The 20,813-nt window shown below is 64.6% G+C and carries 30 protein-coding genes; 13 read left to right on the top strand and 17 right to left on the bottom strand.

Annotated elements, in window-relative coordinates:
* Window positions 1-2 precede the first annotated feature (2 nt).
* Genes rpmC through rpsJ form a run of 10 tightly spaced genes read right to left on the bottom strand, consistent with a single transcriptional unit; the run spans window position 3 to window position 4,898 of the window.
* Window positions 3-233 (bottom strand): 50S ribosomal protein L29, encoded by a 231-nt coding sequence (rpmC, locus tag CAURIS_RS01980; RefSeq protein ID WP_290342554.1) that lies wholly within the window; start codon window positions 231-233, stop codon window positions 3-5.
* Window positions 233-649 carry a 50S ribosomal protein L16 gene (gene rplP, locus CAURIS_RS01975; protein WP_019193943.1) on the bottom strand — a complete coding sequence of 139 codons (417 nt, stop codon included), beginning with the start codon at window positions 647-649 and terminating at the stop codon, window positions 233-235. Before rplP ends, rpmC begins: the two co-directional genes overlap by 1 nt.
* Before the next feature lie 3 nt (window positions 650-652).
* Window positions 653-1,396 (bottom strand): 30S ribosomal protein S3, encoded by a 744-nt coding sequence (gene rpsC / locus CAURIS_RS01970; protein ID WP_290342553.1) that lies wholly within the window; start codon window positions 1,394-1,396, stop codon window positions 653-655.
* Window positions 1,396-1,755, bottom strand: coding sequence for a 50S ribosomal protein L22 (gene rplV / locus CAURIS_RS01965; protein WP_290342552.1), 360 nt, complete (start codon window positions 1,753-1,755; stop codon window positions 1,396-1,398). The genes rpsC and rplV overlap by 1 nt, the downstream gene beginning before the upstream one ends.
* Window positions 1,756-1,758: 3 nt before the next feature.
* Entirely contained in the window at window positions 1,759-2,034 is a 276-nt protein-coding gene (gene rpsS, locus CAURIS_RS01960; protein WP_018017481.1) for a 30S ribosomal protein S19, read from the bottom strand.
* A 16-nt stretch (window positions 2,035-2,050) separates the two neighbouring features.
* A complete protein-coding gene (gene rplB, locus CAURIS_RS01955) occupies window positions 2,051-2,887 on the bottom strand; it encodes a 50S ribosomal protein L2 (RefSeq protein ID WP_290342551.1) in 837 nt (278 codons plus the stop codon).
* Window positions 2,888-2,912: 25 nt separating this feature from the next.
* Window positions 2,913-3,218 (bottom strand): 50S ribosomal protein L23, encoded by a 306-nt coding sequence (gene rplW, locus CAURIS_RS01950; RefSeq protein ID WP_290342550.1) that lies wholly within the window; start codon window positions 3,216-3,218, stop codon window positions 2,913-2,915.
* Window positions 3,218-3,883 carry a 50S ribosomal protein L4 gene (rplD, locus tag CAURIS_RS01945; RefSeq protein ID WP_290342548.1) on the bottom strand — a complete coding sequence of 222 codons (666 nt, stop codon included), beginning with the start codon at window positions 3,881-3,883 and terminating at the stop codon, window positions 3,218-3,220. Before rplD ends, rplW begins: the two co-directional genes overlap by 1 nt.
* Window positions 3,880-4,536: a 50S ribosomal protein L3 gene (rplC, locus tag CAURIS_RS01940; RefSeq protein ID WP_290342547.1), complete on the bottom strand. Its 657-nt coding sequence runs from the start codon at window positions 4,534-4,536 to the stop codon at window positions 3,880-3,882. Before rplC ends, rplD begins: the two co-directional genes overlap by 4 nt.
* A gap of 56 nt (window positions 4,537-4,592) precedes the next feature.
* The gene (gene rpsJ / locus CAURIS_RS01935) at window positions 4,593-4,898 is read right to left on the bottom strand and encodes a 30S ribosomal protein S10 (RefSeq protein WP_290342546.1); all 306 of its coding nucleotides are present in this window, start codon (window positions 4,896-4,898) and stop codon (window positions 4,593-4,595) included.
* A gap of 540 nt (window positions 4,899-5,438) precedes the next feature.
* Between rpsJ and CAURIS_RS01930 the strand changes: the two genes are divergently transcribed.
* From CAURIS_RS01930 to CAURIS_RS01905, 6 genes are read left to right on the top strand one after another with little or no spacing between them, the layout of a single operon-like run.
* Complete coding sequence (locus tag CAURIS_RS01930; protein ID WP_290342545.1) at window positions 5,439-5,897, top strand: Asp23/Gls24 family envelope stress response protein; 459 nt, start codon at window positions 5,439-5,441, stop codon at window positions 5,895-5,897.
* Window positions 5,898-5,899: 2 nt separating this feature from the next.
* Window positions 5,900-6,202 (top strand): hypothetical protein, encoded by a 303-nt coding sequence (locus CAURIS_RS01925; protein ID WP_290342544.1) that lies wholly within the window; start codon window positions 5,900-5,902, stop codon window positions 6,200-6,202.
* 43 nt (window positions 6,203-6,245) lie between these two features.
* Window positions 6,246-6,446, top strand: a complete 201-nt coding sequence (locus tag CAURIS_RS01920; protein ID WP_290342543.1) for a hypothetical protein — start codon at window positions 6,246-6,248, stop codon at window positions 6,444-6,446.
* Window positions 6,446-7,150 (top strand): Asp23/Gls24 family envelope stress response protein, encoded by a 705-nt coding sequence (locus CAURIS_RS01915; protein ID WP_290342542.1) that lies wholly within the window; start codon window positions 6,446-6,448, stop codon window positions 7,148-7,150. The genes CAURIS_RS01920 and CAURIS_RS01915 overlap by 1 nt, the downstream gene beginning before the upstream one ends.
* The gene (locus CAURIS_RS01910) at window positions 7,140-7,727 is read left to right on the top strand and encodes an Asp23/Gls24 family envelope stress response protein (protein ID WP_290342541.1); all 588 of its coding nucleotides are present in this window, start codon (window positions 7,140-7,142) and stop codon (window positions 7,725-7,727) included. The genes CAURIS_RS01915 and CAURIS_RS01910 overlap by 11 nt, the downstream gene beginning before the upstream one ends.
* On the top strand, window positions 7,724-8,284 hold the full coding sequence (locus CAURIS_RS01905; RefSeq protein ID WP_290342540.1) for a hypothetical protein: 561 nt from the start codon (window positions 7,724-7,726) through the stop codon (window positions 8,282-8,284). Before CAURIS_RS01910 ends, CAURIS_RS01905 begins: the two co-directional genes overlap by 4 nt.
* Before the next feature lie 5 nt (window positions 8,285-8,289).
* Here the strand turns inward: CAURIS_RS01905 and CAURIS_RS01900 are convergent, their stop codons facing one another.
* The 5 genes from CAURIS_RS01900 to rpsL form a co-directional block, all read right to left on the bottom strand.
* Complete coding sequence (locus tag CAURIS_RS01900) at window positions 8,290-8,988, bottom strand: hypothetical protein (RefSeq protein ID WP_290342539.1); 699 nt, start codon at window positions 8,986-8,988, stop codon at window positions 8,290-8,292.
* 67 nt (window positions 8,989-9,055) lie between these two features.
* Window positions 9,056-10,246, bottom strand: coding sequence for an elongation factor Tu (gene tuf / locus CAURIS_RS01895; protein WP_290342538.1), 1,191 nt, complete (start codon window positions 10,244-10,246; stop codon window positions 9,056-9,058).
* A 353-nt stretch (window positions 10,247-10,599) separates the two neighbouring features.
* A complete protein-coding gene (fusA, locus tag CAURIS_RS01890; protein ID WP_290342537.1) occupies window positions 10,600-12,720 on the bottom strand; it encodes an elongation factor G in 2,121 nt (706 codons plus the stop codon).
* Between the two features lie 286 nt (window positions 12,721-13,006).
* On the bottom strand, window positions 13,007-13,474 hold the full coding sequence (rpsG, locus tag CAURIS_RS01885; protein ID WP_019193926.1) for a 30S ribosomal protein S7: 468 nt from the start codon (window positions 13,472-13,474) through the stop codon (window positions 13,007-13,009).
* Window positions 13,475-13,480: 6 nt separating this feature from the next.
* Window positions 13,481-13,852: a 30S ribosomal protein S12 gene (gene rpsL, locus CAURIS_RS01880; RefSeq protein WP_019193925.1), complete on the bottom strand. Its 372-nt coding sequence runs from the start codon at window positions 13,850-13,852 to the stop codon at window positions 13,481-13,483.
* Window positions 13,853-14,048: 196 nt separating this feature from the next.
* Between rpsL and CAURIS_RS01875 the strand changes: the two genes are divergently transcribed.
* A complete protein-coding gene (locus tag CAURIS_RS01875; RefSeq protein ID WP_290342535.1) occupies window positions 14,049-14,642 on the top strand; it encodes a DUF1707 SHOCT-like domain-containing protein in 594 nt (197 codons plus the stop codon).
* Between the two features lie 11 nt (window positions 14,643-14,653).
* Here the strand turns inward: CAURIS_RS01875 and CAURIS_RS01870 are convergent, their stop codons facing one another.
* The gene (locus CAURIS_RS01870; protein WP_290342534.1) at window positions 14,654-15,043 is read right to left on the bottom strand and encodes a hypothetical protein; all 390 of its coding nucleotides are present in this window, start codon (window positions 15,041-15,043) and stop codon (window positions 14,654-14,656) included.
* A gap of 791 nt (window positions 15,044-15,834) precedes the next feature.
* Between CAURIS_RS01870 and CAURIS_RS01865 the strand changes: the two genes are divergently transcribed.
* The 6 genes from CAURIS_RS01865 to CAURIS_RS01840 all read left to right on the top strand — a co-directional run bounded on the left by CAURIS_RS01865 (window position 15,835) and on the right by CAURIS_RS01840 (window position 20,383).
* Window positions 15,835-16,116, top strand: coding sequence for an uberolysin/carnocyclin family circular bacteriocin (locus tag CAURIS_RS01865; protein ID WP_290342533.1), 282 nt, complete (start codon window positions 15,835-15,837; stop codon window positions 16,114-16,116).
* Between the two features lie 259 nt (window positions 16,117-16,375).
* A complete protein-coding gene (locus CAURIS_RS01860) occupies window positions 16,376-16,705 on the top strand; it encodes a hypothetical protein (RefSeq protein WP_290342532.1) in 330 nt (109 codons plus the stop codon).
* 715 nt (window positions 16,706-17,420) lie between these two features.
* The gene (locus CAURIS_RS01855) at window positions 17,421-17,789 is read left to right on the top strand and encodes a hypothetical protein (RefSeq protein WP_290342531.1); all 369 of its coding nucleotides are present in this window, start codon (window positions 17,421-17,423) and stop codon (window positions 17,787-17,789) included.
* A 5-nt stretch (window positions 17,790-17,794) separates the two neighbouring features.
* Window positions 17,795-19,345, top strand: a complete 1,551-nt coding sequence (locus CAURIS_RS01850; RefSeq protein ID WP_290342530.1) for a hypothetical protein — start codon at window positions 17,795-17,797, stop codon at window positions 19,343-19,345.
* A complete protein-coding gene (locus CAURIS_RS01845; RefSeq protein WP_290342529.1) occupies window positions 19,342-20,007 on the top strand; it encodes an ABC transporter ATP-binding protein in 666 nt (221 codons plus the stop codon). Before CAURIS_RS01850 ends, CAURIS_RS01845 begins: the two co-directional genes overlap by 4 nt.
* Before the next feature lie 67 nt (window positions 20,008-20,074).
* Window positions 20,075-20,383: a LiaF domain-containing protein gene (locus CAURIS_RS01840; RefSeq protein WP_290342528.1), complete on the top strand. Its 309-nt coding sequence runs from the start codon at window positions 20,075-20,077 to the stop codon at window positions 20,381-20,383.
* A gap of 11 nt (window positions 20,384-20,394) precedes the next feature.
* Here the strand turns inward: CAURIS_RS01840 and CAURIS_RS01835 are convergent, their stop codons facing one another.
* The gene (locus tag CAURIS_RS01835; protein ID WP_290342527.1) at window positions 20,395-20,784 is read right to left on the bottom strand and encodes a hypothetical protein; all 390 of its coding nucleotides are present in this window, start codon (window positions 20,782-20,784) and stop codon (window positions 20,395-20,397) included.
* Between the last annotated feature and the right edge of the window lie 29 nt (window positions 20,785-20,813).

Below are 20,813 nucleotides of genomic sequence, written 5' to 3'. Positions count from 1 at the left end.
GGTTATGCCTCAGCTCCCGGGACGACAGACAGGCCGAGCTCGCGCTCGCGCAGCACGGTGTAGATGCGTGCGATGTCGCGCTTGACGGTGGAGATGCGGCGGTTGTTGGTCAGCTGCCCGGTGGCGAGCTGGAAGCGCAGATTGAACAGCTCTTCCTTCGCCGCGGACAGGCGGGTGCGCAGCTCATCGTCGGTGAGCTCGCGGAACTCAGATGCGGGGGTACCGTTTGCCATTAGAACTGGTCCTCCTTCTTGATGATGCGAACCTTGCACGGCAGCTTCGCACCCGCGCGGCGCAGTGCCTCGATGGCGGTCTCCTCGTTCGGGTAGGACATCTCGAAGAGGATGCGGCCCGGCTTCACGTTGGCCACCCACTTCTCCACGGGGCCCTTACCGGAACCCATGCGCACGCCGAGCGGCTTCTGGGTCAGCGGACGGTCCGGGAAGATGTTGATCCAGACCTTGCCGCCGCGCTTGACGTGGCGGTTGATCGCGATACGCGCGGATTCGATCTGACGGTTGGTGATGTAGGCCGGCTCGAGAGCCTGGAGGCCGTAGTCACCGAAGTTGATGGTGTTGCCACCCTTGGACACGCCGCGACGGTGCGGGCGGTGCTGGCGGCGGTACTTCACGCGCTTCGGAATAAGCATGTTTTAGCCCTCCTGCTTCTGCTCTGCGCGCTGGCGACGCTGGCCACCGCGGCGCGGGCGACGGTCGCCGCGGCCACGGCGCTCGTTGGCCGGAGCGTTGAGCTCGGACTCACGAACGCCGCCGACGACGTCGCCCTTGTAGATCCACACCTTGACGCCGATGACGCCGAAGGTGGTGTGTGCTTCTGCAATGCCGTAGTCGATCTCCGCGCGGAGCGTGTGCAGCGGCACACGGCCCTCGTGGTAGCGCTCGACGCGCGACATCTCGGCGCCGCCCAGACGGCCGGAGGTCATCACCTTGATGCCCTTGACCTGCGGGTTGCGCATTGCGGACTGGATAGCCTTGCGCATCGCGCGGCGGAAGGCGACGCGGTTGACCAGCTGCTCGGCGATGGACTGCGCCACCAGCGCGGCGTTGGCGTCGACGTTCTTGACCTCGAGGATGTTGAGGGCGACCATCTTGCCGGTGAGCTTCTCCAGCTCGCGGCGGATGCGGTCGGCCTCGGAGCCGCGGCGGCCGATCACGATGCCCGGGCGGGCGGTGTGAATATCAACGCGGACGCGGTCGCGGGTGCGCTCGATGACCACGTCGGCGATGCCGGCGCGCTCGAGGCCCTTGGACAGGAACTCACGGATCTTGATGTCCTCGGCGACGTAGTCAGCGTAGTTCTTGTCGGCGTACCAGTGGGACTTCCAGTCTGCGGTGATTCCCAGGCGCAGGCCGTGTGGGTGAATTTTCTGGCCCATTACTTAGCCCCTTCCTTGGACTCGACAACGACAGTGATGTGGGAAGTGCGCTTCCGGATCTGGAAGGCGCGACCCTGGGCGCGCGGCTGGAAGCGGCGCATGGTCGGGCCCTCGTTCGCCCACGCCTCGGAGACGACGAGCGTGCGGGGGTCCAGGCCGAAGTTGTTCTCGGCGTTTGCGGCGGCGGACGCGACGACCTTGGCAACCGGCTTCGCGGCGGCCTGCGGCGCGTACTTCAGGATCGCGAGGGCCTCGGCGACGGACTTGCCGCGGACGAGTGCCAGCACGCGGCGGGCCTTCATCGGGGAAGTGCGAACGAACTTGGCCGTCGCGGAGGCAGTGGTGATGGTGTCAGCCATTGCTTATCGACGTCCCTTCTGTTCCTTGACGTGACCCTTGAAGGTCTTGGTGGGTGCAAACTCGCCGAGCTTGTGGCCGACCATGGACTCGTCGACGAACACCGGCACGTGCTTGCGGCCGTCGTGGACGGCGAAGGTGTGTCCGATGAAATCGGGGAGAATGGTCGAGCGGCGAGACCAGGTCTTGATGACCTGCTTGGTTCCGGCCTCGTTCTGAGCGTCCACCTTGTTGAGGAGGTGCTCGTCGACGAACGGGCCCTTCTTCAGGCTACGTGGCATGTCTGTTTACCTCCTCTTAGCGCTTCTTGTTCGCGCGGCGACGGCGAACGATCATGTTGTTCGAGTAACGGTTCGGGTTGCGGGTGCGGCCTTCCTTCTGGCCCCACGGCGAGACCGGGTGGCGGCCACCGGAGGTCTTGCCCTCGCCACCACCGTGCGGGTGGTCGACCGGGTTCATGACAACACCGCGCACGGTCGGGCGCCAGCCCTTCCAGCGCATGCGGCCGGCCTTGCCCCAGCGGATGTTGATCTGGTCGGCGTTACCGACCTCACCCACGGTGGCGCGGCAGCGGATGTCCACGCGGCGGATCTCGGAGGACGGCATACGCAGCACCGCATAGGGGCCCTCCTTACCCAGCAGCTGGATGGAGGTGCCGGCGGAACGGGCGAGCTTGGCGCCCGCGCCCGGCTTCAGCTCCACGGCGTGGATGGTGGTGCCGGTCGGGATGTTGCGGAGCGGAAGGTTGTTGCCAACCTTGATGTCCGCGTTCGGGCCCGCTTCCACGACGGTGCCCTGCGTCAGGCCCTTGGGGGCGATGATGTAGCGCTTCTCGCCGTCGTAGTAGTGCAGCAGCGCGATGTTCGCGGTGCGGTTCGGGTCGTACTCGATGTGAGCGACTTTGGCCAGCACGCCGTCCTTGTCGGAGCGGCGGAAGTCGATCACGCGGTAGCGGCGCTTGTGGCCGCCGCCGCGGTGACGGGTGGTGATGTGGCCGTGCTGGTTACGGCCACCCTTCTTCGGGAGCGGGCGCAGCAGGGACTTTTCCGGCGTGGAGCGGGTGATCTCCTCGAACTCGGAAACGGAGCTGGCGCGGCGACCCGGAGTTGTCGGCTTGTACTTACGAATAGCCATAATGTGTCCTTTTCTATCGAGTCACTTAGACGGCTGCGCCGCCGAAGATGTCGATGGAGTCGCTGCCCTCGCGGAGAGTGACGTAGGCGCGCTTGGTGTCCTTGCGCTTGCCAAAGCCGGTGCGGGAGCGCTTGCGCTTGCCCTCACGGTTGACGGTGTTCACCGAAGCGACGTCGACGCCGAAGATCTCTTCCACGGCAATTTTGATCTGGGTCTTGTTTGCAGACGGGGCCACCAGGAAGGTGTAGGTGTTCTGCTCCATCAGCCCGTAGGTCTTCTCGGAGAGGACCGGGGCGATGATGATGTCACGCGGGTTGGCGATCTTGGCCATTACTTCTCCTCCTCCACGGCGGTAGCGCCGACGCCGCTGGCGGCGTTGACGAAGGTGTGGAGCGCCTCCACCGAGAACACGAGGTCATCGGCGTTGAGCACGTCGTAGGTGTTCAGCTGCGTCGGCTCAAGGATGTGCACGCCCGGCAGGTTCCTCGCGGAAAGTCGGGAGTTGACGTCCTCACGGCCGATCACGAGCAGAACGCTCTTGCGGTCGGTCAGGCGCTCGATGAAGGCGCGGGCGGACTTCGTTGAAGGGGTCTGCCCCGGGACGAGGTCCTCAACGACGTGGATGCGCTCGTTGCGCGCACGGTCGGTGAGGGCGCCTGCGAGAGCGGCCTTGATCATCTTCTTGGGGGTGCGCTGCGCGTAGGAACGCGGCTGCGGACCGTGGACGGTGCCACCGCCGGTGAAGTGCGGGGCGCGGGTCGAACCCTGGCGGGCGCGGCCGGTGCCCTTCTGGCGGAACGGCTTCTTGCCACCGCCGCGGACCATGCCGCGGGTCTTGGTGGCGTGGGTGCCCTGACGCGACGCAGCAAGCTGCGCGGTGACAACCTGGTGCATCAGGGGGATGGATGCCTCGCGGTCGAAAATCTCGGCCGGAAGCTCGACGGAGCCGTTGGTCTTCCCGTCGGCGGTGTGGACGTCAAGCGTCAGGTTCGTCATGCGTGAGCACCGCCCTTCACTGCGGTCTTGACGGTGACAACGCTGCCCTTGGCGCCGGGGATGGCGCCCTTGATCAGGATCAGGTTGTTGTCGCCGTCGATGCGTTGGATCTTCAGGTTCTGGGTGGTAACGCGGTTACCGCCCATGCGGCCGGCCATGCGGGTGCCCTTGAACACGCGGCCCGGGGTGGCGCAGCCACCGATGGAGCCGACGCGGCGGTGCGACGCCTGGTTACCGTGGGCGGCGCCCTGGCCGGCGAAGCCGTGACGCTTCATGGCGCCCGCGTAGCCGTGACCCTTGGTGGTGCCGACCACGTCGACGAAGGTGTCGCCGTCGAAGATGTTCGCGGTGATCTCCTGGCCGACCTCGTAGGCCGAGGTGTCGTCCATGCGGATCTCGGTGACGTAGCGGCGCGGGTTGACGCCGGCCTTCTTGTAGTGGCCAGCCTGCGGCTTCTTGGTCTTACGGGGATCGATGTCGCCGTAGGCGATCTGGATGGCGGAGTAGCCATCGGTCTCGGGGGTACGGATCTGGGTGACCACGGCCGGCCCAGCCTCGACGACGGTGACCGGGATGACCCGGTTGTCCTCGTCGAAGATCTGGGTCATGCCGAGCTTCTTGCCCAGGATGCCCTTGATCTGGTTGTCAGACATGTGTTAGTTCTCCACTGCAGGTAGGGGATCTCGTTGCTGCTTCGTGAGGCCAGGTGCTACTGGATGTTCACGTCGACGCTGGCCGGCAGGTCGATGCGCATGAGCGCGTCGACCGTCTTGGGCGTCGGGTCGAGAATGTCGATGAGGCGCTTGTGGGTGCGCATCTCGAAGTGCTCGCGCGAGTCCTTGTACTTGTGGGGAGAACGAATAACGGCGTACACGTTCTTTTCAGTGGGCAACGGCACCGGCCCAACGACGCGGGCACCCGTGCGGGTGACCGTCTCGACGATCTTCTTCGCAGATGCGTCAATCGCCTCGTGGTCGTAGGCCTTGAGCCTGATGCGGATCTTCTGTTCCGCCACGCTTACCTCTTCCTCGCATCCCCACATTCATTGTCGAAGCGGTGGGGTTGTAGCTTCTAGTTTCTCTATAACGTTGTCCGGGCCGGGCCCATGGCTCAACGCCAGTGTCGTTTCTGACTGTCGTGACACGTCCGGAAGGTGAGGCGCACGGCAACGAACATCGTGCTGTATCAGTGCTTCCGCCACAGCCGCCGGTGTGCCAGCGCTGGGGTGTCAGACTCGGAAGGGTGCGTGACCCTTGCGTACTGCCGCTGTTTATTTGCCATGGCCCTTCTCCGGTTCCCGCCAAGCGGGCTGAAGGTGTCATGTTCGCCGAACCATCGCGCCCAGAGGCGCCATGTTAAGGCAACCGGTACATTAAAACACGCCCGTCCCGTTTATGCAACAAGGCGCCATACTGCAGCTTTTCACGGGCCCGGCCCGGCACGTCTCCCACGGCGCGGCCGCGGCGCTGTGTAGCCTTGGTGGACACGCCTCCGGCGGTGAAACTGCCCGGAGTTTACCAGTTCTAGCTGCACTTTCACCCTCAGGGAGGACCTCATGGCCGACCAGACAACCGAGCCCGCCGCCGAACAGGTGCGCGAGCGCAACCTCAACCTGGAGACTGACCACGGCACCACCGTGATCGACGACACCGTCGTGGGCAAGATCGCCGGCATCGCGGCGCGGGAGGTCTCCGGGGTCTACAACCTCGGCGGCGGCGCCGCCCGCATGTGGGGCGCGGTGCGTGAGTCTCTCACCGCCTCCAGCAACGTCCAGCAGGGCGTCAACGTGGCCCTCGAGCAGGGCCACGTCTCGGTGGCAATCGCGATTATCGCCGAGTACGGCGTGGCCATTCACGAGCTGGCCAGCGCGATCCGGGAGAACGTCACGGTGGCCGTGAGCCGCATGACCGGCCTCATCGTCGACCGCGTCGACGTCACCGTGCACGACGTCCACCTGCCCGGCCAGGAGCACGAGCCGGCCGACCCGGTGCCCGCCCCGCGCGTGGACCAGTAGCCGTGGCCGCGCCTCTCATGACGCCCGCCGCCGCCCAGGCGGCGCGCGCGGCCGCCCTCGCCGTGCCCGGTGTTGCCGGGTTGAGCCGCGGCCGCTTCGGCGAGGTCTGCCTTCTTTTCCCCGGCGCCCGCGTCGAGGGGCTGCGCCCCTGCCACCGGGACGGGCGCAGCGGGCTGGAAGCCCACATCGTCGTGGACGTCGCCGCGGGCCGCCGCATCCACGACGTGGCCGAGGAGGTCCGGGCGGCCGTTGTGGCCGCGGCGGATGTAGATATCGTCGACGTCATCGTCGCCGACGCCGAATAGAAACGGCGCACGAAGACGCTTCTTCAAGGAAAGTGATACCGCAATGAACGTGTTCACCAACAAGATGGCGCTGGGCATCGTAATCGGCGTCGTCGTCGCCTTCTTTGTCACCTTCGGCGGCTGGCTGGGGCTGATGTGGCTGGTTTTGTTCACCGCCATCGGCGGGCTCGTCGGCGCGCAGCTCGACGGCAAGCTCGACCTGGCCTCGGTAATCAGCGCCACCTCCGGCAGGGGCCGAAGCTAATGCCCGCCGCTTTCCGCATCAATGACCGCGCGCTGGCTCGTATCGCCGAGGCAGCGACGTTGAGCGTGCCGGGCTCCGTCGCCGTCGACGCGAAGCTCGCCGGCCTGGCCGGGCGCGGCCTGCCCCGCGTCGACGCCCGCGTTAACCGCTCCGCCGCCACGGTTTCCTTCGCCGTGGAGATGGCCGTGTCCTACCCCTCGCCTGTCGTCGCCGTCACCGAGGCCGCCCGCGCGGCCGTGCGCGCCCGGGTGGCAACGCTGACCGGGTTCAGCGTGACGCAGGTCGACCTCACCGTCGTGGAGGCCCGCCACCAGGACCGGCCGGTCACCCGCGACGAGCTCGACCGCCACCCGGCGGACATCACCCCCACCCCGGTTACGTTTTCGCCCCGCCCTGTCTCCTCCCCCACGGTGCGTTCTTCCTCGAGCTATCTGGCTCGCCCGGGCGTGCCGGTGCCGCGCCCGCTGCGCCGCGTCGAGGCGCCCCCCGCCGTCACCGTGCGCTCCGTCGCACCGCCTCCCCCCATCGCACCCCGGCGGATTGAACGCCGCCATCCGCCGCGGGTGCCGGTGATCTCCACCCCGCTCCCAGTGCGCTCCGTGCGTGCACCAGAGCCGGTGGTGGTCCGCGTCCCGCGGGCACCGCAGCCCGTCGCCCTGTCCCCGATCACGACGAAGCCGGTGGTGAGCAACAGTGAGCACTAAGGAAGCGCCCCCGCAGCGCCTACAGCCCTCCCCCGGCGGTGAGCCCAGGGGCCTGGCGACAGTGCAGTGGCTCACCGTGCTCGTCGGCGCGGTGTTGTGCGCGCTCGCGGGCGTAATTGCCCGGGACCTCGGGGTGCGCTACGGGGCGGAACGCCAGGGCGACTCCTGGGTGGCCGACGCCCTGCGCTGGCTCTCCGGGCTGCCGGTCAACGCGTGGACCGTCGCCGCGGGCATCGCTGTGGCCGCCCTCGGCCTCGGAGTCGCGCTCGCCGCGCTGCGCCCGCGCCCGCGCACGCATGTGCGTTACGCCTCCGGCACCTCAATCTGGCTGCGCCCCGTCGACATCGCGCGCATCTCCACCTACTCCACCATCCAGGAAACCGGGGCGACAAACGTCCGCTCGCAGGCCACCCGCACGCGCCTCCAGGTGCGCGCGCAGGACAACGGCCAGGGGGAGGCCATGGCCACGCGGTTGCGCCAGGCGCTCACCGAAAGGTTCGCGGGGTTACGCCGCCCACCGCGTATCGACGTCCACCTCACCCCTCCGGCCACCGGCAGCGAGGAGGAGGCTGCATGACCCGGAAACTCGCGGCGCTCAACCGCATCGTCACCTTCCTCGTCGGCGCCGTCCTCATCGCCGCGGGCCTCGTCCCCGCGGCGCTGTACTGGAACATTCCCGTCGTCTCCGGCTCCGTCGCGCGGCTCGACCGCGCCCGCCTCGCCGACCTGCCCGACCAGCGCTGGTTCTTCCCCGCCGCCGTCGCCGCGCTCGTGCTGCTGCTGGCGTTCGGGCTGTGGCTCATTCTGGCGAACATCCGCAGCCGGGCCTTCGATCACCGCCCGACCGAGCCGGCGGGCTTGCGTGACGGGTCAACCGTAGTGAACGTCAGGCGCGTCGCAGACGCGGCCTGCGCGGCGCTCGCCGCGCACCCCCTCATCACGCGCGCCGCCTGCCGCGTCGCCTACGTCGGCGCGCGGCCGACGGCCACGTTCACCGTGGTGCCGGCCCCGGCCCTGCCGCTGGAGGAGGTCGCGGGGCTAATCGAGGCCGCCGACGCGCAGTTCGCGGACGCGCTGGAAGGGATCGACCTCGATACCGTGTACAAGGTCGAGATCGACAGGATCAATCGCTGAGGCGTTCAGCCCGCCTCCACCACGATCACGTCTTCCACACGGCCGAGTGCCACGGCCGGGCCGCCGCCAACGGGGCTGAAGACCATGTCCTCCCCGGGCACGCACGCTTTCATCCGCTGCCAGTTGTAGACGCGGCTGGTGACCTCCCGACGGTGCCTTTCCCACACCCGAATGCGCTGGCCAACCACGGCTCGTGCGCCGTCTTGCAACACGACGAGCCAGCGGTGCGCGCCCACCTCCGCGCGCTCCAGCCCGCTAAGTATCGGGGCGGATGCAACATCAAGGCGCGAAATCAGTCGGACGACGCCCAGGCGGTGCTCGATGCCCTCCGTGTCGCGCACGACAAGGGGACGGCCCGGACCGGTGCGGCGCAGCGACTCGAAGGCCCAGACGCCCGGCATCGCCTCCGCGCTCTCGCCGGAGCGCACCACCGCCACGCCCGCGGAGAGCGTGACCAGCCGGGCCGGGGACTCGGTGGTGATGGTGTAGGGGGCGGCGGGGCGGGCGTCGAGAAGCGAGGGGTGCTCTTTTTCCAGCTCCCCGAGGGCGCTGATGAGCTCCGCGTCGGTGGCGCCCCAGCCGACGCCTCGGTTGGCCAGAACCCCCATGAGGGCGGGGAGGCTCAGTTCGGGTTGGCCCTCCCACGCACGCTGCAAGGCGGCGATGACGCGGGGGATGCGGGTGGGGTCCGGACGCTCGTGCACGCACAGAAGTCTACGCACGCAAAAAGGCCGCCCTCCCATTGGGGAAGGCGGCCTTACACGGCGAGTATTACTCGACGATCTTGGTCACACGACCAGCGCCGACGGTGCGGGAGCCCTCGCGGATAGCGAAGCGCAGGCCCTCGTCCATGGCGACCGGCTGGATCAGCTCGACGGACATCTCGACGTTGTCGCCCGGCATGACCATCTCGGTGCCCTCCGGCAGCTTGACGACGCCGGTGACGTCGGTGGTGCGGAAGTAGAACTGCGGACGGTAGTTGTCGAAGAACGGGGTGTGGCGGCCGCCCTCGTCCTTGGACAGGACGTAGACGGAACCCTCGAACTTGGTGTGCGGGGTGTAGGCGCCCGGCTTGATGACAACCTGGCCGCGCTCGACCTCTTCGCGCTTCAGGCCGCGAAGCAGCAGAGCGGCGTTGTCGCCGGCCTCAGCAGTATCGAGAAGCTTGTTGAACATCTCGATGGAGGTGACGGTGGTCTTCTGCGCCTTGTCCTTGATGCCGATGATCTCGACCTCGTCGTTGAGGTTGAGCACACCGCGCTCGACACGGCCGGTCACGACGGTGCCGCGGCCGGAGATGGTGAAGATGTCCTCGATCGGCATGAGGAAGTCCTTGTCGGTCTCGCGGACCGGGTCCGGGATGGAGTCGTCGCAGGCCTGCATGAGGTCAACGACGGACTGGACCCACTTCTCGTCGCCCTCGAGCGCCTTCAGCGCGGAGATGTGGACGATCGGAGCCTCTTCGTCGTAGTCCTGCTCGGCCAGCAGCTCGCGGACCTCCATCTCGACGAGCTCGATGATCTCCTCATCGTCGACCATGTCGCACTTGTTCAGCGCGACGAGGATGTAGGGGACGCCGACCTGGCGCGCGAGCAGCACGTGCTCACGGGTCTGCGGCATCGGGCCGTCGGTGGCGGCGACGACGAGGATCGCGCCGTCCATCTGGGCTGCGCCGGTGATCATGTTCTTGATGTAGTCGGCGTGGCCCGGGGCGTCGACGTGGGCGTAGTGGCGCTTCGGGGTGTTGTACTCCACGTGGGAGATGTTGATGGTGATGCCGCGCTCGCGCTCCTCCGGAGCCTTGTCAATCGCGTCGAACGCGAAAGCCTGGTTCTCCTCCGGGTAGGCGTCCGCCAGCACTTTGGTGATGGCAGCCGTGGTCGTGGTCTTGCCGTGGTCGACGTGACCGATGGTGCCGATGTTTACGTGCGGCTTCGTACGCTCAAACTTAGCCTTTGCCACTGCATGTCCTCCTGGACTTCATGGTGGCTACGACCTTCGCAGCCACGTGGTTTACATTTCGCCTTGACCCGCCCCGGTAAAACCCGGGCGCGACAATGGCCATTTCACAATGTGCCAGTTACACAATCTTAGAGTCATCGGTGCCGTATTTCAAACCACCCGGCGGCCCCTTGCCGCTGCGAGACGGTGTATTCCGGCCCGATAAAAACGCAGATCTGCCACGAGAGTAACGGCCGGCTCAAACCCCGGATGCACCGGGCCCTCAGCCCGGCCGCTACTTTCCCGGCAGCGCCGGGATCTACGCCGAGACCCGCTGGCACACGGACCTCAGCTCCCCCGGCAGACGAGGCGGCTTAGTTGCCGTTTCGCTCGTCGATGATCTCCTGCGCGACGTTGGTGGGCACCTCGCCGTAGGAGTCGAAGACCATCGTGTAGTTCGCGCGGCCCTGCGTACGCGAGCGCAGGTCGCCAACGTAGCCGAACATCTGCGAGAGCGGAACGATGGCCTTGACCACCTTCGCGCCGGAGCGGTCATCCATCGAGTTGACCTGGCCGCGGCGGGAGTTCAGGTCACCAATGACGTCGCCCATGTACTCCTCCGGAGTGACAACCTCGACGGCCATCAGCGGCTCGAGCAGGACCGGCTTTGCCTTAGCCACCGCCTCCTTGAGCACCTGGGAGCCGGCCATCTTGAAGGCCATCTCGGAGGAGTCAACCTCGTGGTAGGCGCCATCTTCCAGAGTCGCCTTGATGTTGACCAGCGGGAAGCCCGCCAGGTAGCCGTACTGCATCGCGTCCTGGATACCGGCGTCGACGGAGGGGATGTACTCCTTGGGCACGCGGCCACCGGTGACGGCGTTCTCGAAGCTGTAGGTCGCGGACTCGCCCTCCTCCAGGGTCTCCGGGTCCGGATCGTAGGGCTCGATGGTGACAATGACCTTCGCGAACTGCCCGGAGCCACCGGTCTGCTTCTTGTGGGTGTAGTCGAGGGACTCTACCTTCTTGCGGATGGTCTCGCGGTACGCCACCTGCGGGGAGCCGATATTGGCCTCCACCTTGAACTCGCGCTTCATGCGGTCCACCAGGACGTCGAGGTGCAGCTCGCCCATACCGCCGATGACGGTCTGGCCGGTCTCCTCGTCGAGCTTGACGGTGAAGGTCGGGTCCTCCTCCGCCAGCTTCTGGATGGCCGTACCCAGCTTTTCCTGGTCGGCCTTCGTCTTCGGCTCGATGGCCACCTGGATAACCGGGTCCGGGAAGTCCATGGACTCCAGGATGATTGGGTGGTCCGGGTTGCACAGGGTGTCGCCGGTGGTGGTGTTCTTCAGGCCGATGAACGCGTAGATGTTGCCGGCGTCAGCGTGGTCGACCGGGTTCTCCTTGTTCGCGTGCATCTGGAAGAGCTTGCCCACGCGCTCCTTGTGCTGCTTGGTGGAGTTGAGCATCTGCTCGCCCGGAATCGCCTGGCCGGAGTAGACGCGCACGTAGGTGAGCTTGCCGAAGAAGGGGTGGACGGCAATCTTGAACGCCAGCGCCGAGAAGGGCTCCTCGACCGAGGGCTTGCGGGTGAGGTTCTCGTCGCCGGTCAGGTCGGTGCCGTGTACCTCGCCGATGTCGAGCGGGTTCGGCAGATACTCCACGACGGCATCAAGCAGCGGCTCGATGCCCTTGTTGCGGTACGCGGTGCCGCAGTACACGGGGTAGATCTCGGAGGCGACCGTCATCTTGCGGATCGCGGCCTTGATCTCGTCGGTCGTCAGCTCCTCGCCGCCGAAGTACTTCTCCATGAGCTCTTCGTCGGACTCGGCGACGGCCTCGAGCAGCTTCTCGCGGTACTCCTCCGCCTTGTCCTTGAGGTCGGCGGGGATCTCCTCGATCTGCGGCGGGGTGCCGGTCTCGACCTTGCCCGGCCACAGCAGCGCTTTCATTTCGATGAGGTCGACAACGCCGTCGAAGTCGTCCTCGGCACCGATGGGAAGCTGCATGACCAGCGGCTTGGCACCCAGGCGGTCGACGATCGTCTGGACCGTGTAGTAGAAGTCGGCGCCGAGCTTGTCCATCTTGTTGACGAAGCAGATACGCGGCACGTCGTACTTGGCAGCCTGGCGCCAGACCTGCTCGGACTGGGGCTCGACGCCCTCCTTGCCGTCGAAAACCGCAACGGCGCCGTCGAGCACGCGCAGGGAGCGCTCGACCTCGACGGTGAAGTCAACGTGACCCGGGGTGTCGATGATGTTGATCTGGTTGTTGTTCCAGAAGCACGTCACGGCGGCGGAGGTGATGGTGATGCCACGCTCCTTCTCCTGCTCCATCCAGTCGGTGGTCGCGCCGCCGTCGTGGGTCTCGCCCACCTTGCGGTTGATACCGGTGTAGAAGAGGATGCGCTCGGTCGTGGTGGTCTTACCGGCATCGATGTGGGCCATGATGCCAATGTTGCGGACCTTCTTCAGGTCCTTAAGCACTTCTTGTGCCACGTTTATTACCCCAACTTCGAAGTCATCGACGCTGTGCCGGGCGGAACGCGGTCCGCTCAGCCGACAGGGAGCGTCTCTGGCGAATATGTATCTTTGTCGATTTTGCCACCTTTTCGTTCAGGCGGCAGCACGGGCGACGAAACACACACAACCCCGCCAGCGTCGCGTGCGCCATCTCAGCAGAAAAGCAGTATGCAGTTCGACCGGGACTGGGCGCACAGGCCACGCGCGGCGGGGTTGTGCTGTGTTATCAATGCCGTTTTCACTGGCGTCGCCGTTTACGGAATTACCAGCGGTAGTGGGCGAAGGCGCGGTTAGCCTCGGCCATCTTGTGCGTGTCCTCGCGGCGCTTCACGGAGGCGCCGAGGCCGTTGGAGGCGTCCAGGATCTCGTTGGCGAGGCGCTCGATCATGGTGTTCTCACGGCGCTGGCGGGTGAAGGTGACCATCCAGCGCAGGGCCAGCGTGTTGGAGCGGGCCGGCTTGACCTCGACCGGGACCTGGTACGTTGCGCCACCGACGCGGCGGGAACGAACCTCGAGGTCCGGGCGGATGTTGCCGAGGGCCTTCTCGAGCGTACCGACGGGATCGGTGCCGGTCTTCTCGCGGCAGATCTCGAGGGCGCCGTAGACGATGCGCTCGGCGGTGGACTTCTTGCCGTCGAGCAGGATTTTGTTGACCAGCTGGGTCACGATCTCGGAGTTGTAGACCGGATCCTTGACGACGGGACGCTTCGGTGCTTGCTGCTTACGCATAAGTGATTACTGTCCCTTCTTCGCGCCGTAACGGGAACGTGCCTGCTTGCGGTCCTTGACGCCCTGGGTATCCAGCGCGCCGCGGATGATCTTGTAGCGAACGCCCGGCAGGTCCTTCACACGGCCGCCGCGGACGAGGACCATGGAGTGCTCCTGCAGGTTGTGGCCCTCACCCGGGATGTAGGCGGAAACCTCGATGCCAGAGGTCAGGCGCACGCGGGCGACCTTACGCAGTGCGGAGTTCGGCTTCTTCGGGGTGGTGGTGTACACGCGGGTGCACACGCCGCGGCGCTGCGGCGAGCCCTTCAGGGCCGCCGTAGCAACCTTGCCACGCTTGTCGTGGCGGCCCTTGCGGACCAGCTGCTGAATAGTAGGCATTCACGCTTCCTTTACGTCGTGCGGAGTTCTTCTTTGTCCATACATGCAAAAATGGGGGCTCTTTTCCGGGGCCCTGCCGCATGTGCGTCGCCCCACGACCTTACCGCCTGTACACCGCGGGACAAAATCGCCCACCGAACGCGGCAGCACCGGCGAGGCCGCGCCCCACCCCTTAACCCCCGTTTATGATACGGGCATGACCGAACAGCCCCGCCCCCGCGCCTCCCGCGCCCAGCGCGAACACGCCGCCAGCACGCTTTCCGACGCCCTCTCCGACGGCCAGATCACCATCCGCGAATTCGACGAGCGCTCCGCCGCCGTCTGGAAGGCAACCTTCTCCGACGAGCTCGAACCCCTCACCGCGGACCTCGCCCCGGTCGCCGCGCCCGGCGACGCCGTGGAAAGACGCAAAACGGGCTCCGGCGAGGCGCACCCCGACGCTTCCGGACTGACGGTGTCCGTGTTCGGCGCAGCCAACCGGGGCGGGGACTGGACGATCGCGCCCAACCACCTGAGCATCACAGTTCTAGGCGGCAACGACCTTGACCTGCGAGAGGCCGTGTTCACCTCGCACGAGACGGTGATTAACTGCGTCGCCCTCTTTGGCGGCATCGACATCATCGTCCCCGAAAACGCGCGAGTGGTTTACGACGGCTTCGCTATCTTCGGCAGTATCGACGGCGCCCCCCGCGACTCCTCCGTCCCCGACACCGACGCCCCCGTCATACGCGTCCGAGGCGTGGTCCTGTTCGGCGGGGTTGACATCGTCCGCAAACCGAAAAGCGCTTAGCACGATGAGAACTAGCCCCGCGGCGCCGCCCGCCGAACCAACTCCCGGATCTGGGCCTCGGTCTGCCCGGTCAGCTCCAGCAGCGCGAAACTCGTCGGCCACATCGCCCCCTCATCGAGCCGGGCTGCGGGCTCGAAACCAAGCGTGGAGTAACGCACATCGAACTTCGAGGCAACCTGCAAGAACACGACCACACCGTCCTTATCCTCCCACGCCGGCATCCCGTACCACGTGCGGGCATCAAGGTGCGGCGCCTCCTCCGACACGATGAGATGGATAGCGGCCGCAAGGGAACGATCCCCGTCAGGCATCTCCTCGATAAGCGCCTGCAACGCTTCCAGGTTTCTGGCCTTCTTGTTGCCGCCCTTTTCGCGGCGCAGCTCCTCCGCGCGCTGACGCATGGCCTCACGTTCAGCGGGGCTAAACCCCGTCCCACCACTCATAGCGCCCAACAATAACTGGAAAAAGGGCCCGGTACGACCCGATAGGCACTGCCACGCGCCGCAACGTGAGGTACCGCGCGAGCCAGGGGCGTTCTTGTAGCCAACACCATTCTGGGGGAAACCTAAAAGTTGAGAATGGTGGGCAACCACACATCGAATTTCGGCGAGACCGAGTCGAGCGGGTTGACTTGACCCGTCGGAATCAAGCGCGATACCACCGACGTCCTCGTTCCCCCTGTCCTGTATGATCGCGCCCATCGGACAACTTTGCATCCGGCTTTTGTCGCAGCGCTAACCAGAACGACAGGCGCCACGGCGGCGCCAGCCGCTCAACCGAAGACGGGGTCTATGCACACCTTCACGCCCCACGGCTACACACACTCGCCAAATATCCGCTAGGAAAACCGCAGGGTTCACGGGCACCGCCCTAGAGAATCGTCTTGGGTTTGGCTCTGCTCCCTTTACCCCCTGCGCGATTACGACCCTGTGCGATAAGGTCCGCTAGGCAAGATAAAACACGGTTTCTGGGGAGGCACAGCCCAATGCCCCGCTCATCCGCCGCCGAGGGATCGGCCTATCTTTGGGGTACTGCGCGGTTCGCGCGAAGCGCTCCCGTTGCGCGATCCTGAGTGCACAACTAAGCTTCACCTTGTTGGGAGCTGTTCAAAAACCCCAACACGACCTGCACCGATTTCTCAGTACTGAGAGAATCTATGCGCCACACTTCCCTCCCCGAAAGGATCAGTCCCATGAACCTCGACGTCGCTGCGAAGAACAAACTCGGCACTGTTCTTCTCGTCATCGCAACCCTCGTCACTGTACTCTCAGCATCGTTCAGCGCAATGTGGCTCACCGGCACCCTCGGCGTGAGCGTGACCACCGCGAACGCAATTGCTAGCGCTGTCGAAGCCGGTAGTTGGGCGATGTTCTTGGCCGCCATTGCAGCGAGCGGTGGCCTTGTCGGTGCCGCAATGTGGGGCACACTCAAGCTCATACTGAAGAAGGCCGGCAAAGCAGCAGTGGTTGCCTAGGCCAGCCCCGCTTGCGCCGCCGAATGGGTGGAGAGGCTAGCGTAACGTGAAAGCTCACCGTCCAGCCCTACTCTTGTCGTTCGGGTGCACGCTACTGCTTCTTGGTAGCGCTTGTTACGCGGGCATCATATCTGGGATAAAGGTCCCGGCGCGCGGCGGGGCAGGCGCGGTAGAAGGCGGCCGTGAATCCTTCACAGCCGCCTTCACGTTTATCGCGGCCGCCAACATTCCGACATGGTGCACTCTCGTTGCGGGAACTGTGACTTTCGGTCTTTTCACATTCATCGCAGCAACCGGTGTCGGGCTTTACCTCGGAGTGTCTATTGGCGTATCTCTCGACACTATGGGGGCGGCCGCCGTCATCCAGGCCACTTGGGCCTATACTCCCTTTGAACTCCTCGGTCTCACTATCGCGTGCGCTGCTGGCTTCTACCCTACTTGCCTGCTGCTCCTACGCGGTGTACCTGAGGAAACAGCCTTTCTTCCGCGCTGGCGCGTCTCCGTGCAGCGCTCATTTCCCCTGATATTGAGCTCGTTTGCTTTTATCTGCATAGGGATCGTCGTCGAAGCTCTCGTCGTCACCCTGTGACCCCCCGTTCGACGCCCCATCACACCTCAGACAGGAGAACTACTGTGACTAGTTCAAATACTGCCGGATCCAAGTCGGCTGCTCTCCGCAATCCAGCCGACAGCTACTTCGCTGTCTGCGATGCCGCGGAGGAGGTGTCCCGAAAAACCCGCCTGCCGCTCACACATGCGGATAGATCCGCGTGGTTGATCCTCGGGCTTAGTCTCCTCTATGCGGCCCTTAACACCCGCCAGGTCGCAGAGGAATCGATGCGGCGACTGCCTAGCGATGTCGCGGTTACCGCAGAAAGCGGGTCATCCAGCATTTTTCTCTTCGGTACTGCCGCCGGTCTGGTCTTTTCAGCGATAGTTTTCACGCTTGTTGCACTGAGTGTACTTCGCACGTTGGGACGCTTTGCCGCGGAAGGCAGCGACCAGACCGGTGTTTTCCAGGCTCTCTCTAGCACAGTAAGTGTTGCCTTTATAGCTCCACTCGCGCTACGACTCATTCCCGGTGGCGATGGCATGGTCGCGACAGTCTGCGCCGTTCTCGTCGCTGGGACCGTGGCCTACACCACACGCAAACATGTCAAACGGGCAATTCACGCTCTCATTCCCGCCGCGGTTGCTCTACTAATCTCAGCACTCTTTTTCCCGGCGTGTATAGCCCACTGTTCTCTAATCTTGGCTCGTAATCGTCTTTTCTCCCTGATAGCCGTTTTCTGTAAGGAAAGGTCATGGATTTCAAATACGTTCCCTTCGGCTGGGCACTGGCTGCCATGGCGCTCGTGTACCCAGCTTTCGCGTCTTGGCACGAATATGCTGAGACGGGACTGAGCGAGAAAAGCATGGGTGCTGCTGTGGCTCAGACCGCGATCTTGGTCGTCGCCGCCCTGTACGCGGCAGTGAGTGAGCGCTCAGCATCGCTGACGTTTTTCCTGGCGATTAGCTTCGCGTTTTCTCTATGGGTACTGGCCTCTTTCGCCGTCGAGGCCGGGACCCTCCCCACGTATGCAGCGGCTGTCGTATTAACCGGCATCGGCATCTGGGCGGCTTTGGAGATGATGAACCGCAACGCTCAACGTCGCACGACCTACCTCTCCTAGCACGCTTGGGTACTGCCGCCTTGTCCTCCACCACAGCATCTCACCACCCTCCCGCGCATGCGAGCCACAGTTGGTCCGGGGCGCGCGTTGCCCGCACGCTTAAGACCACCGAGTTCATCGACCGGATTGGGATGCCGCTGAACCCAATCGTTCTCATGCACTTTCTTCCCGCCATGTTTGGGGTAGTTATCGCGTGTGAGGTATTGGTTTGGGGTTTCGTAGTCAGACGTGCCGCCCCTCAGCTCGCAGCGGACATTCCCACGGTGACCGGCTTCGATGGCGCGGACGGCACCTATTTCCTTTTTGCGTTTGCCTCGATCCCCGCGCTTATCGACGTCCTTGCCCACGTCACCCGCCTAGCTACCAGCGCACGTCTCGAGCCCGGTCCCTTCGTCCAGGCGCTCCCGACCTTGAGCGTCTCCACCCGTGACGCTCTAACTGCATTTATCGCCGTTCCACTCGTATGCCGGTGGGCAATCTTTTGGAGCCCACTCATCGTCGTAGCGGTATTTACTGCCAACAGTTCTGTCTGGCGTTTGAGCGCCGCAGTGCTGTGCTTTTCCATTGCTCTGTACGGAGCGAGCGCTTACCGGCGTCTCATCCTGTTTGTCTGGCTGCCCGTCCCTGCGCCGATGAACTGGTTTGTCGCCGTTCTCATTGTGATCCTTTCAGCGGCGGCAGGCGTAGCGGCGGGGTCGTCAGTTGCGTCGATAGGCGCGGTCCTTCATGTTGCTGGCGGCGCACCGACAGAGTTGTCGGTGCCCCTCGCTCCTGTTCTCTTCTTCGTCACCCGCCCCGCAGTTGCGTGGACGTTGGCATTGCTCGCACTTGCGGCAGGCGTAATCTTCCTCTTATTCACCCGCCGATTGATTCTGACGGCGCCGCGGCTGTATAGCCATCGGGTGCCACGGGTGAAAGCACTAGTTAGTCTGCGCGCTCCGGGGGCCACTGCCGGGCAGCTTGATAGGCTTCTGTTCCCAGTTGTCGGGGAACAATGGGTGCGGATCATGTGGACTCGGCCGTCCACAATTGCCACATGCTTCGCGTTGTCTGCGGCAGCCGGGCTTACGCTCACAAGCACCGGGCCGTTGCCTGAGGCTCTGTCCGTTTTCGTAGTCGTGCCCGCGCTTACCGCTCCCCTAGCCGAACATTTCCGGTCCGTTGACCCGCGGGAAAATCTGCTTCGGTACCGCTTTCATGCTGAGATGAGCTGTACCGCGGAAACGTGGATAGTTTTGCGGCTGTTCATGGCGATCGCGTTAGGGCTGCTTCCATTGCTCGTCAGCTCGGCGCTGTGGCTTGTTGCCTCGGATACCTCCCCCGCCATCGCATTCGGCCCGCTCTTCGCATTCGTGTCTGTGAGGTCCTTTTTCGCCTTTTCGCCCGCAGGTAAAGGAGCTTTGTTGACCCTGATGCTTCTGTGTGAACTGGGAACTTCCTACGCGCTGGGTTTCATCACTTTATGGTCCGCGGTGGCCGGGTGGAGCGTTCTTGTGTGTGTCTTCACCACAGCAACCTTCGTCACTCGCTCCCGGCTCAGGACGGTGAAACTATGACTTTCGGAATCGACGGCCACTCCATGGCCGCTGGATACAAGCGTGATCAGCCGGTCTTTACGGACGTTTCTATCCGCATGGCGGGCCCCGGATTGAGGTTGCTCAGCGGGCCGAACGGAGTCGGCAAGTCAACCTTGCTCGAAGTTTTCTCGGGCTTTCTTCCGTTGCTCTCTGGGAGCCTGGATGTGACCGGAGAGGTCGTCTTTCTGCGACACACGCCGGCGCTTGTGCCGTTTCTCACCGTGAGTGACAACCTGAGCCTGTACACACGCCGGTACGGACTCAGCGCCGACGACGTTCGTCGGTTCGTGGACGCGTTCTGTCTTCAGGAACACCTCTCCAAGCTGCCCTCCGAGCTCTCCACAGGCACTTTACGCAAAGCCTGGATGTTGTGCGGTCTACTCACACGCAGTGACATTCTCTGTCTCGATGAGCCCTTCAACGGCCTCGACCAGTACTCCTGCGACGTTCTCGCCACCGAGCTCCTCCAGCAAAGCGAAGAGCGCTTAGTGCTTGTTGTCGCACATCAGCCTCCCGAGAAGTTCACAATCGAGCAGGACAACCGCTTTGGGGACCTCTGCCGGTCCGTGGCGGGGTTCGGTCTCCACTCGGTGAGCGAGGTTAGTGCCGAAACCCGATCTTTCCCGGCGGAGAAGGGTTGAAGATCAGTACTGCGACACCAGAGCAAAACGGGAAAGCCAATCTCCTCTTTCCTACCACCACGCCGGTGTGTGCGTAAGCAGAGGTGGGAACTCGTTTTTTAAGCGCAGGCTTCTGGGCGGCAACGACCTTGACCTGGCCGAGGCCGTGTTCACCTCGCACGAGACGGTGATTAACTGCATCGCCCTCTTTGGCGGCATCGACATCATCGTCCCCGAAAACGCGCGAGTGGTTTACGACGGCTTCGCTATCTTCGGCGGTATCGACGGCGCCCCCCGCGACTCCTCCGTCCCCGACACCGACGCCCCCGTCATACGCGTCCGAGGCGTGGTCCTGTTCGGCGGGGTCGGCATCGTCCGCAAACCGAAAAGCGCTTAGCACGATGAGAACTAGCCCCGCGGCGCCGCCCGCCGAACCAACTCCCGGATCTGGGCCTCGGTCTGCCCGGTCAGCTCCAGCAGCGCGAAACTCGTCGGCCACATCGCCCCCTCATCGAGCCGGGCTGCGGGCTCGAAACCAAGCGTGGAGTAGCGCGCGTCGAACTTCGAGGCAACCTGCAAGAACACGACCACACCGTCCTTATCCTCCCACGCCGGCATCCCGTACCACGTGCGGGCATCAAGGTGCGGCGCCTCCTCCGACACGATGAGATGGATAGCGGCCGCAAGGGAACGATCCCCGTCAGGCATCTCCTCGATAAGCGCCTGCAACGCTTCCAGGTTTCTGGCCTTCTTGTTGCCGCCCTTTTCGCGGCGCAGCTCCTCCGCGCGCTGACGCATGGCCTCACGTTCAGCGGGGCTAAACCCCG

This window comes from Corynebacterium auris, from assembly GCF_030408575.1.
GTDB lineage: Bacteria > Actinomycetota > Actinomycetes > Mycobacteriales > Mycobacteriaceae > Corynebacterium > Corynebacterium auris.
Note: the sequence above shows the minus strand (reverse complement) of the source record. Positions and strands in the feature narration are given on the sequence as shown.

Coding starts and splice junctions, on each gene's coding strand:
- CAURIS_RS01865 (WP_290342533.1), top strand. CDS start 15,835: ATGAACCTCGACGTCGCTGCGAAGAACAAACTCGGCACTGTTCTTCTC.
- CAURIS_RS01905 (WP_290342540.1), top strand. CDS start 7,724: ATGACCCGGAAACTCGCGGCGCTCAACCGCATCGTCACCTTCCTCGTC.
- rpsC (WP_290342553.1), bottom strand. CDS start 1,396: ATGGGCCAGAAAATTCACCCACACGGCCTGCGCCTGGGAATCACCGCA.
- rpsL (WP_019193925.1), bottom strand. CDS start 13,852: ATGCCTACTATTCAGCAGCTGGTCCGCAAGGGCCGCCACGACAAGCGT.
- CAURIS_RS01870 (WP_290342534.1), bottom strand. CDS start 15,043: ATGCGTCAGCGCGCGGAGGAGCTGCGCCGCGAAAAGGGCGGCAACAAG.
- CAURIS_RS01930 (WP_290342545.1), top strand. CDS start 5,439: ATGGCCGACCAGACAACCGAGCCCGCCGCCGAACAGGTGCGCGAGCGC.
- rpsG (WP_019193926.1), bottom strand. CDS start 13,474: ATGCGTAAGCAGCAAGCACCGAAGCGTCCCGTCGTCAAGGATCCGGTC.
- rpsS (WP_018017481.1), bottom strand. CDS start 2,034: ATGCCACGTAGCCTGAAGAAGGGCCCGTTCGTCGACGAGCACCTCCTC.
- CAURIS_RS01875 (WP_290342535.1), top strand. CDS start 14,049: ATGACCGAACAGCCCCGCCCCCGCGCCTCCCGCGCCCAGCGCGAACAC.
- rplC (WP_290342547.1), bottom strand. CDS start 4,536: ATGTCTGACAACCAGATCAAGGGCATCCTGGGCAAGAAGCTCGGCATG.
- rplP (WP_019193943.1), bottom strand. CDS start 649: ATGCTTATTCCGAAGCGCGTGAAGTACCGCCGCCAGCACCGCCCGCAC.
- CAURIS_RS01855 (WP_290342531.1), top strand. CDS start 17,421: ATGGATTTCAAATACGTTCCCTTCGGCTGGGCACTGGCTGCCATGGCG.
- CAURIS_RS01915 (WP_290342542.1), top strand. CDS start 6,446: ATGCCCGCCGCTTTCCGCATCAATGACCGCGCGCTGGCTCGTATCGCC.
- rplD (WP_290342548.1), bottom strand. CDS start 3,883: ATGACGAACCTGACGCTTGACGTCCACACCGCCGACGGGAAGACCAAC.
- CAURIS_RS01920 (WP_290342543.1), top strand. CDS start 6,246: ATGAACGTGTTCACCAACAAGATGGCGCTGGGCATCGTAATCGGCGTC.
- rplW (WP_290342550.1), bottom strand. CDS start 3,218: ATGGCCAAGATCGCCAACCCGCGTGACATCATCATCGCCCCGGTCCTC.
- rplV (WP_290342552.1), bottom strand. CDS start 1,755: ATGGCTGACACCATCACCACTGCCTCCGCGACGGCCAAGTTCGTTCGC.
- rpmC (WP_290342554.1), bottom strand. CDS start 233: ATGGCAAACGGTACCCCCGCATCTGAGTTCCGCGAGCTCACCGACGAT.
- CAURIS_RS01845 (WP_290342529.1), top strand. CDS start 19,342: ATGACTTTCGGAATCGACGGCCACTCCATGGCCGCTGGATACAAGCGT.
- CAURIS_RS01835 (WP_290342527.1), bottom strand. CDS start 20,784: ATGCGTCAGCGCGCGGAGGAGCTGCGCCGCGAAAAGGGCGGCAACAAG.
- rplB (WP_290342551.1), bottom strand. CDS start 2,887: ATGGCTATTCGTAAGTACAAGCCGACAACTCCGGGTCGCCGCGCCAGC.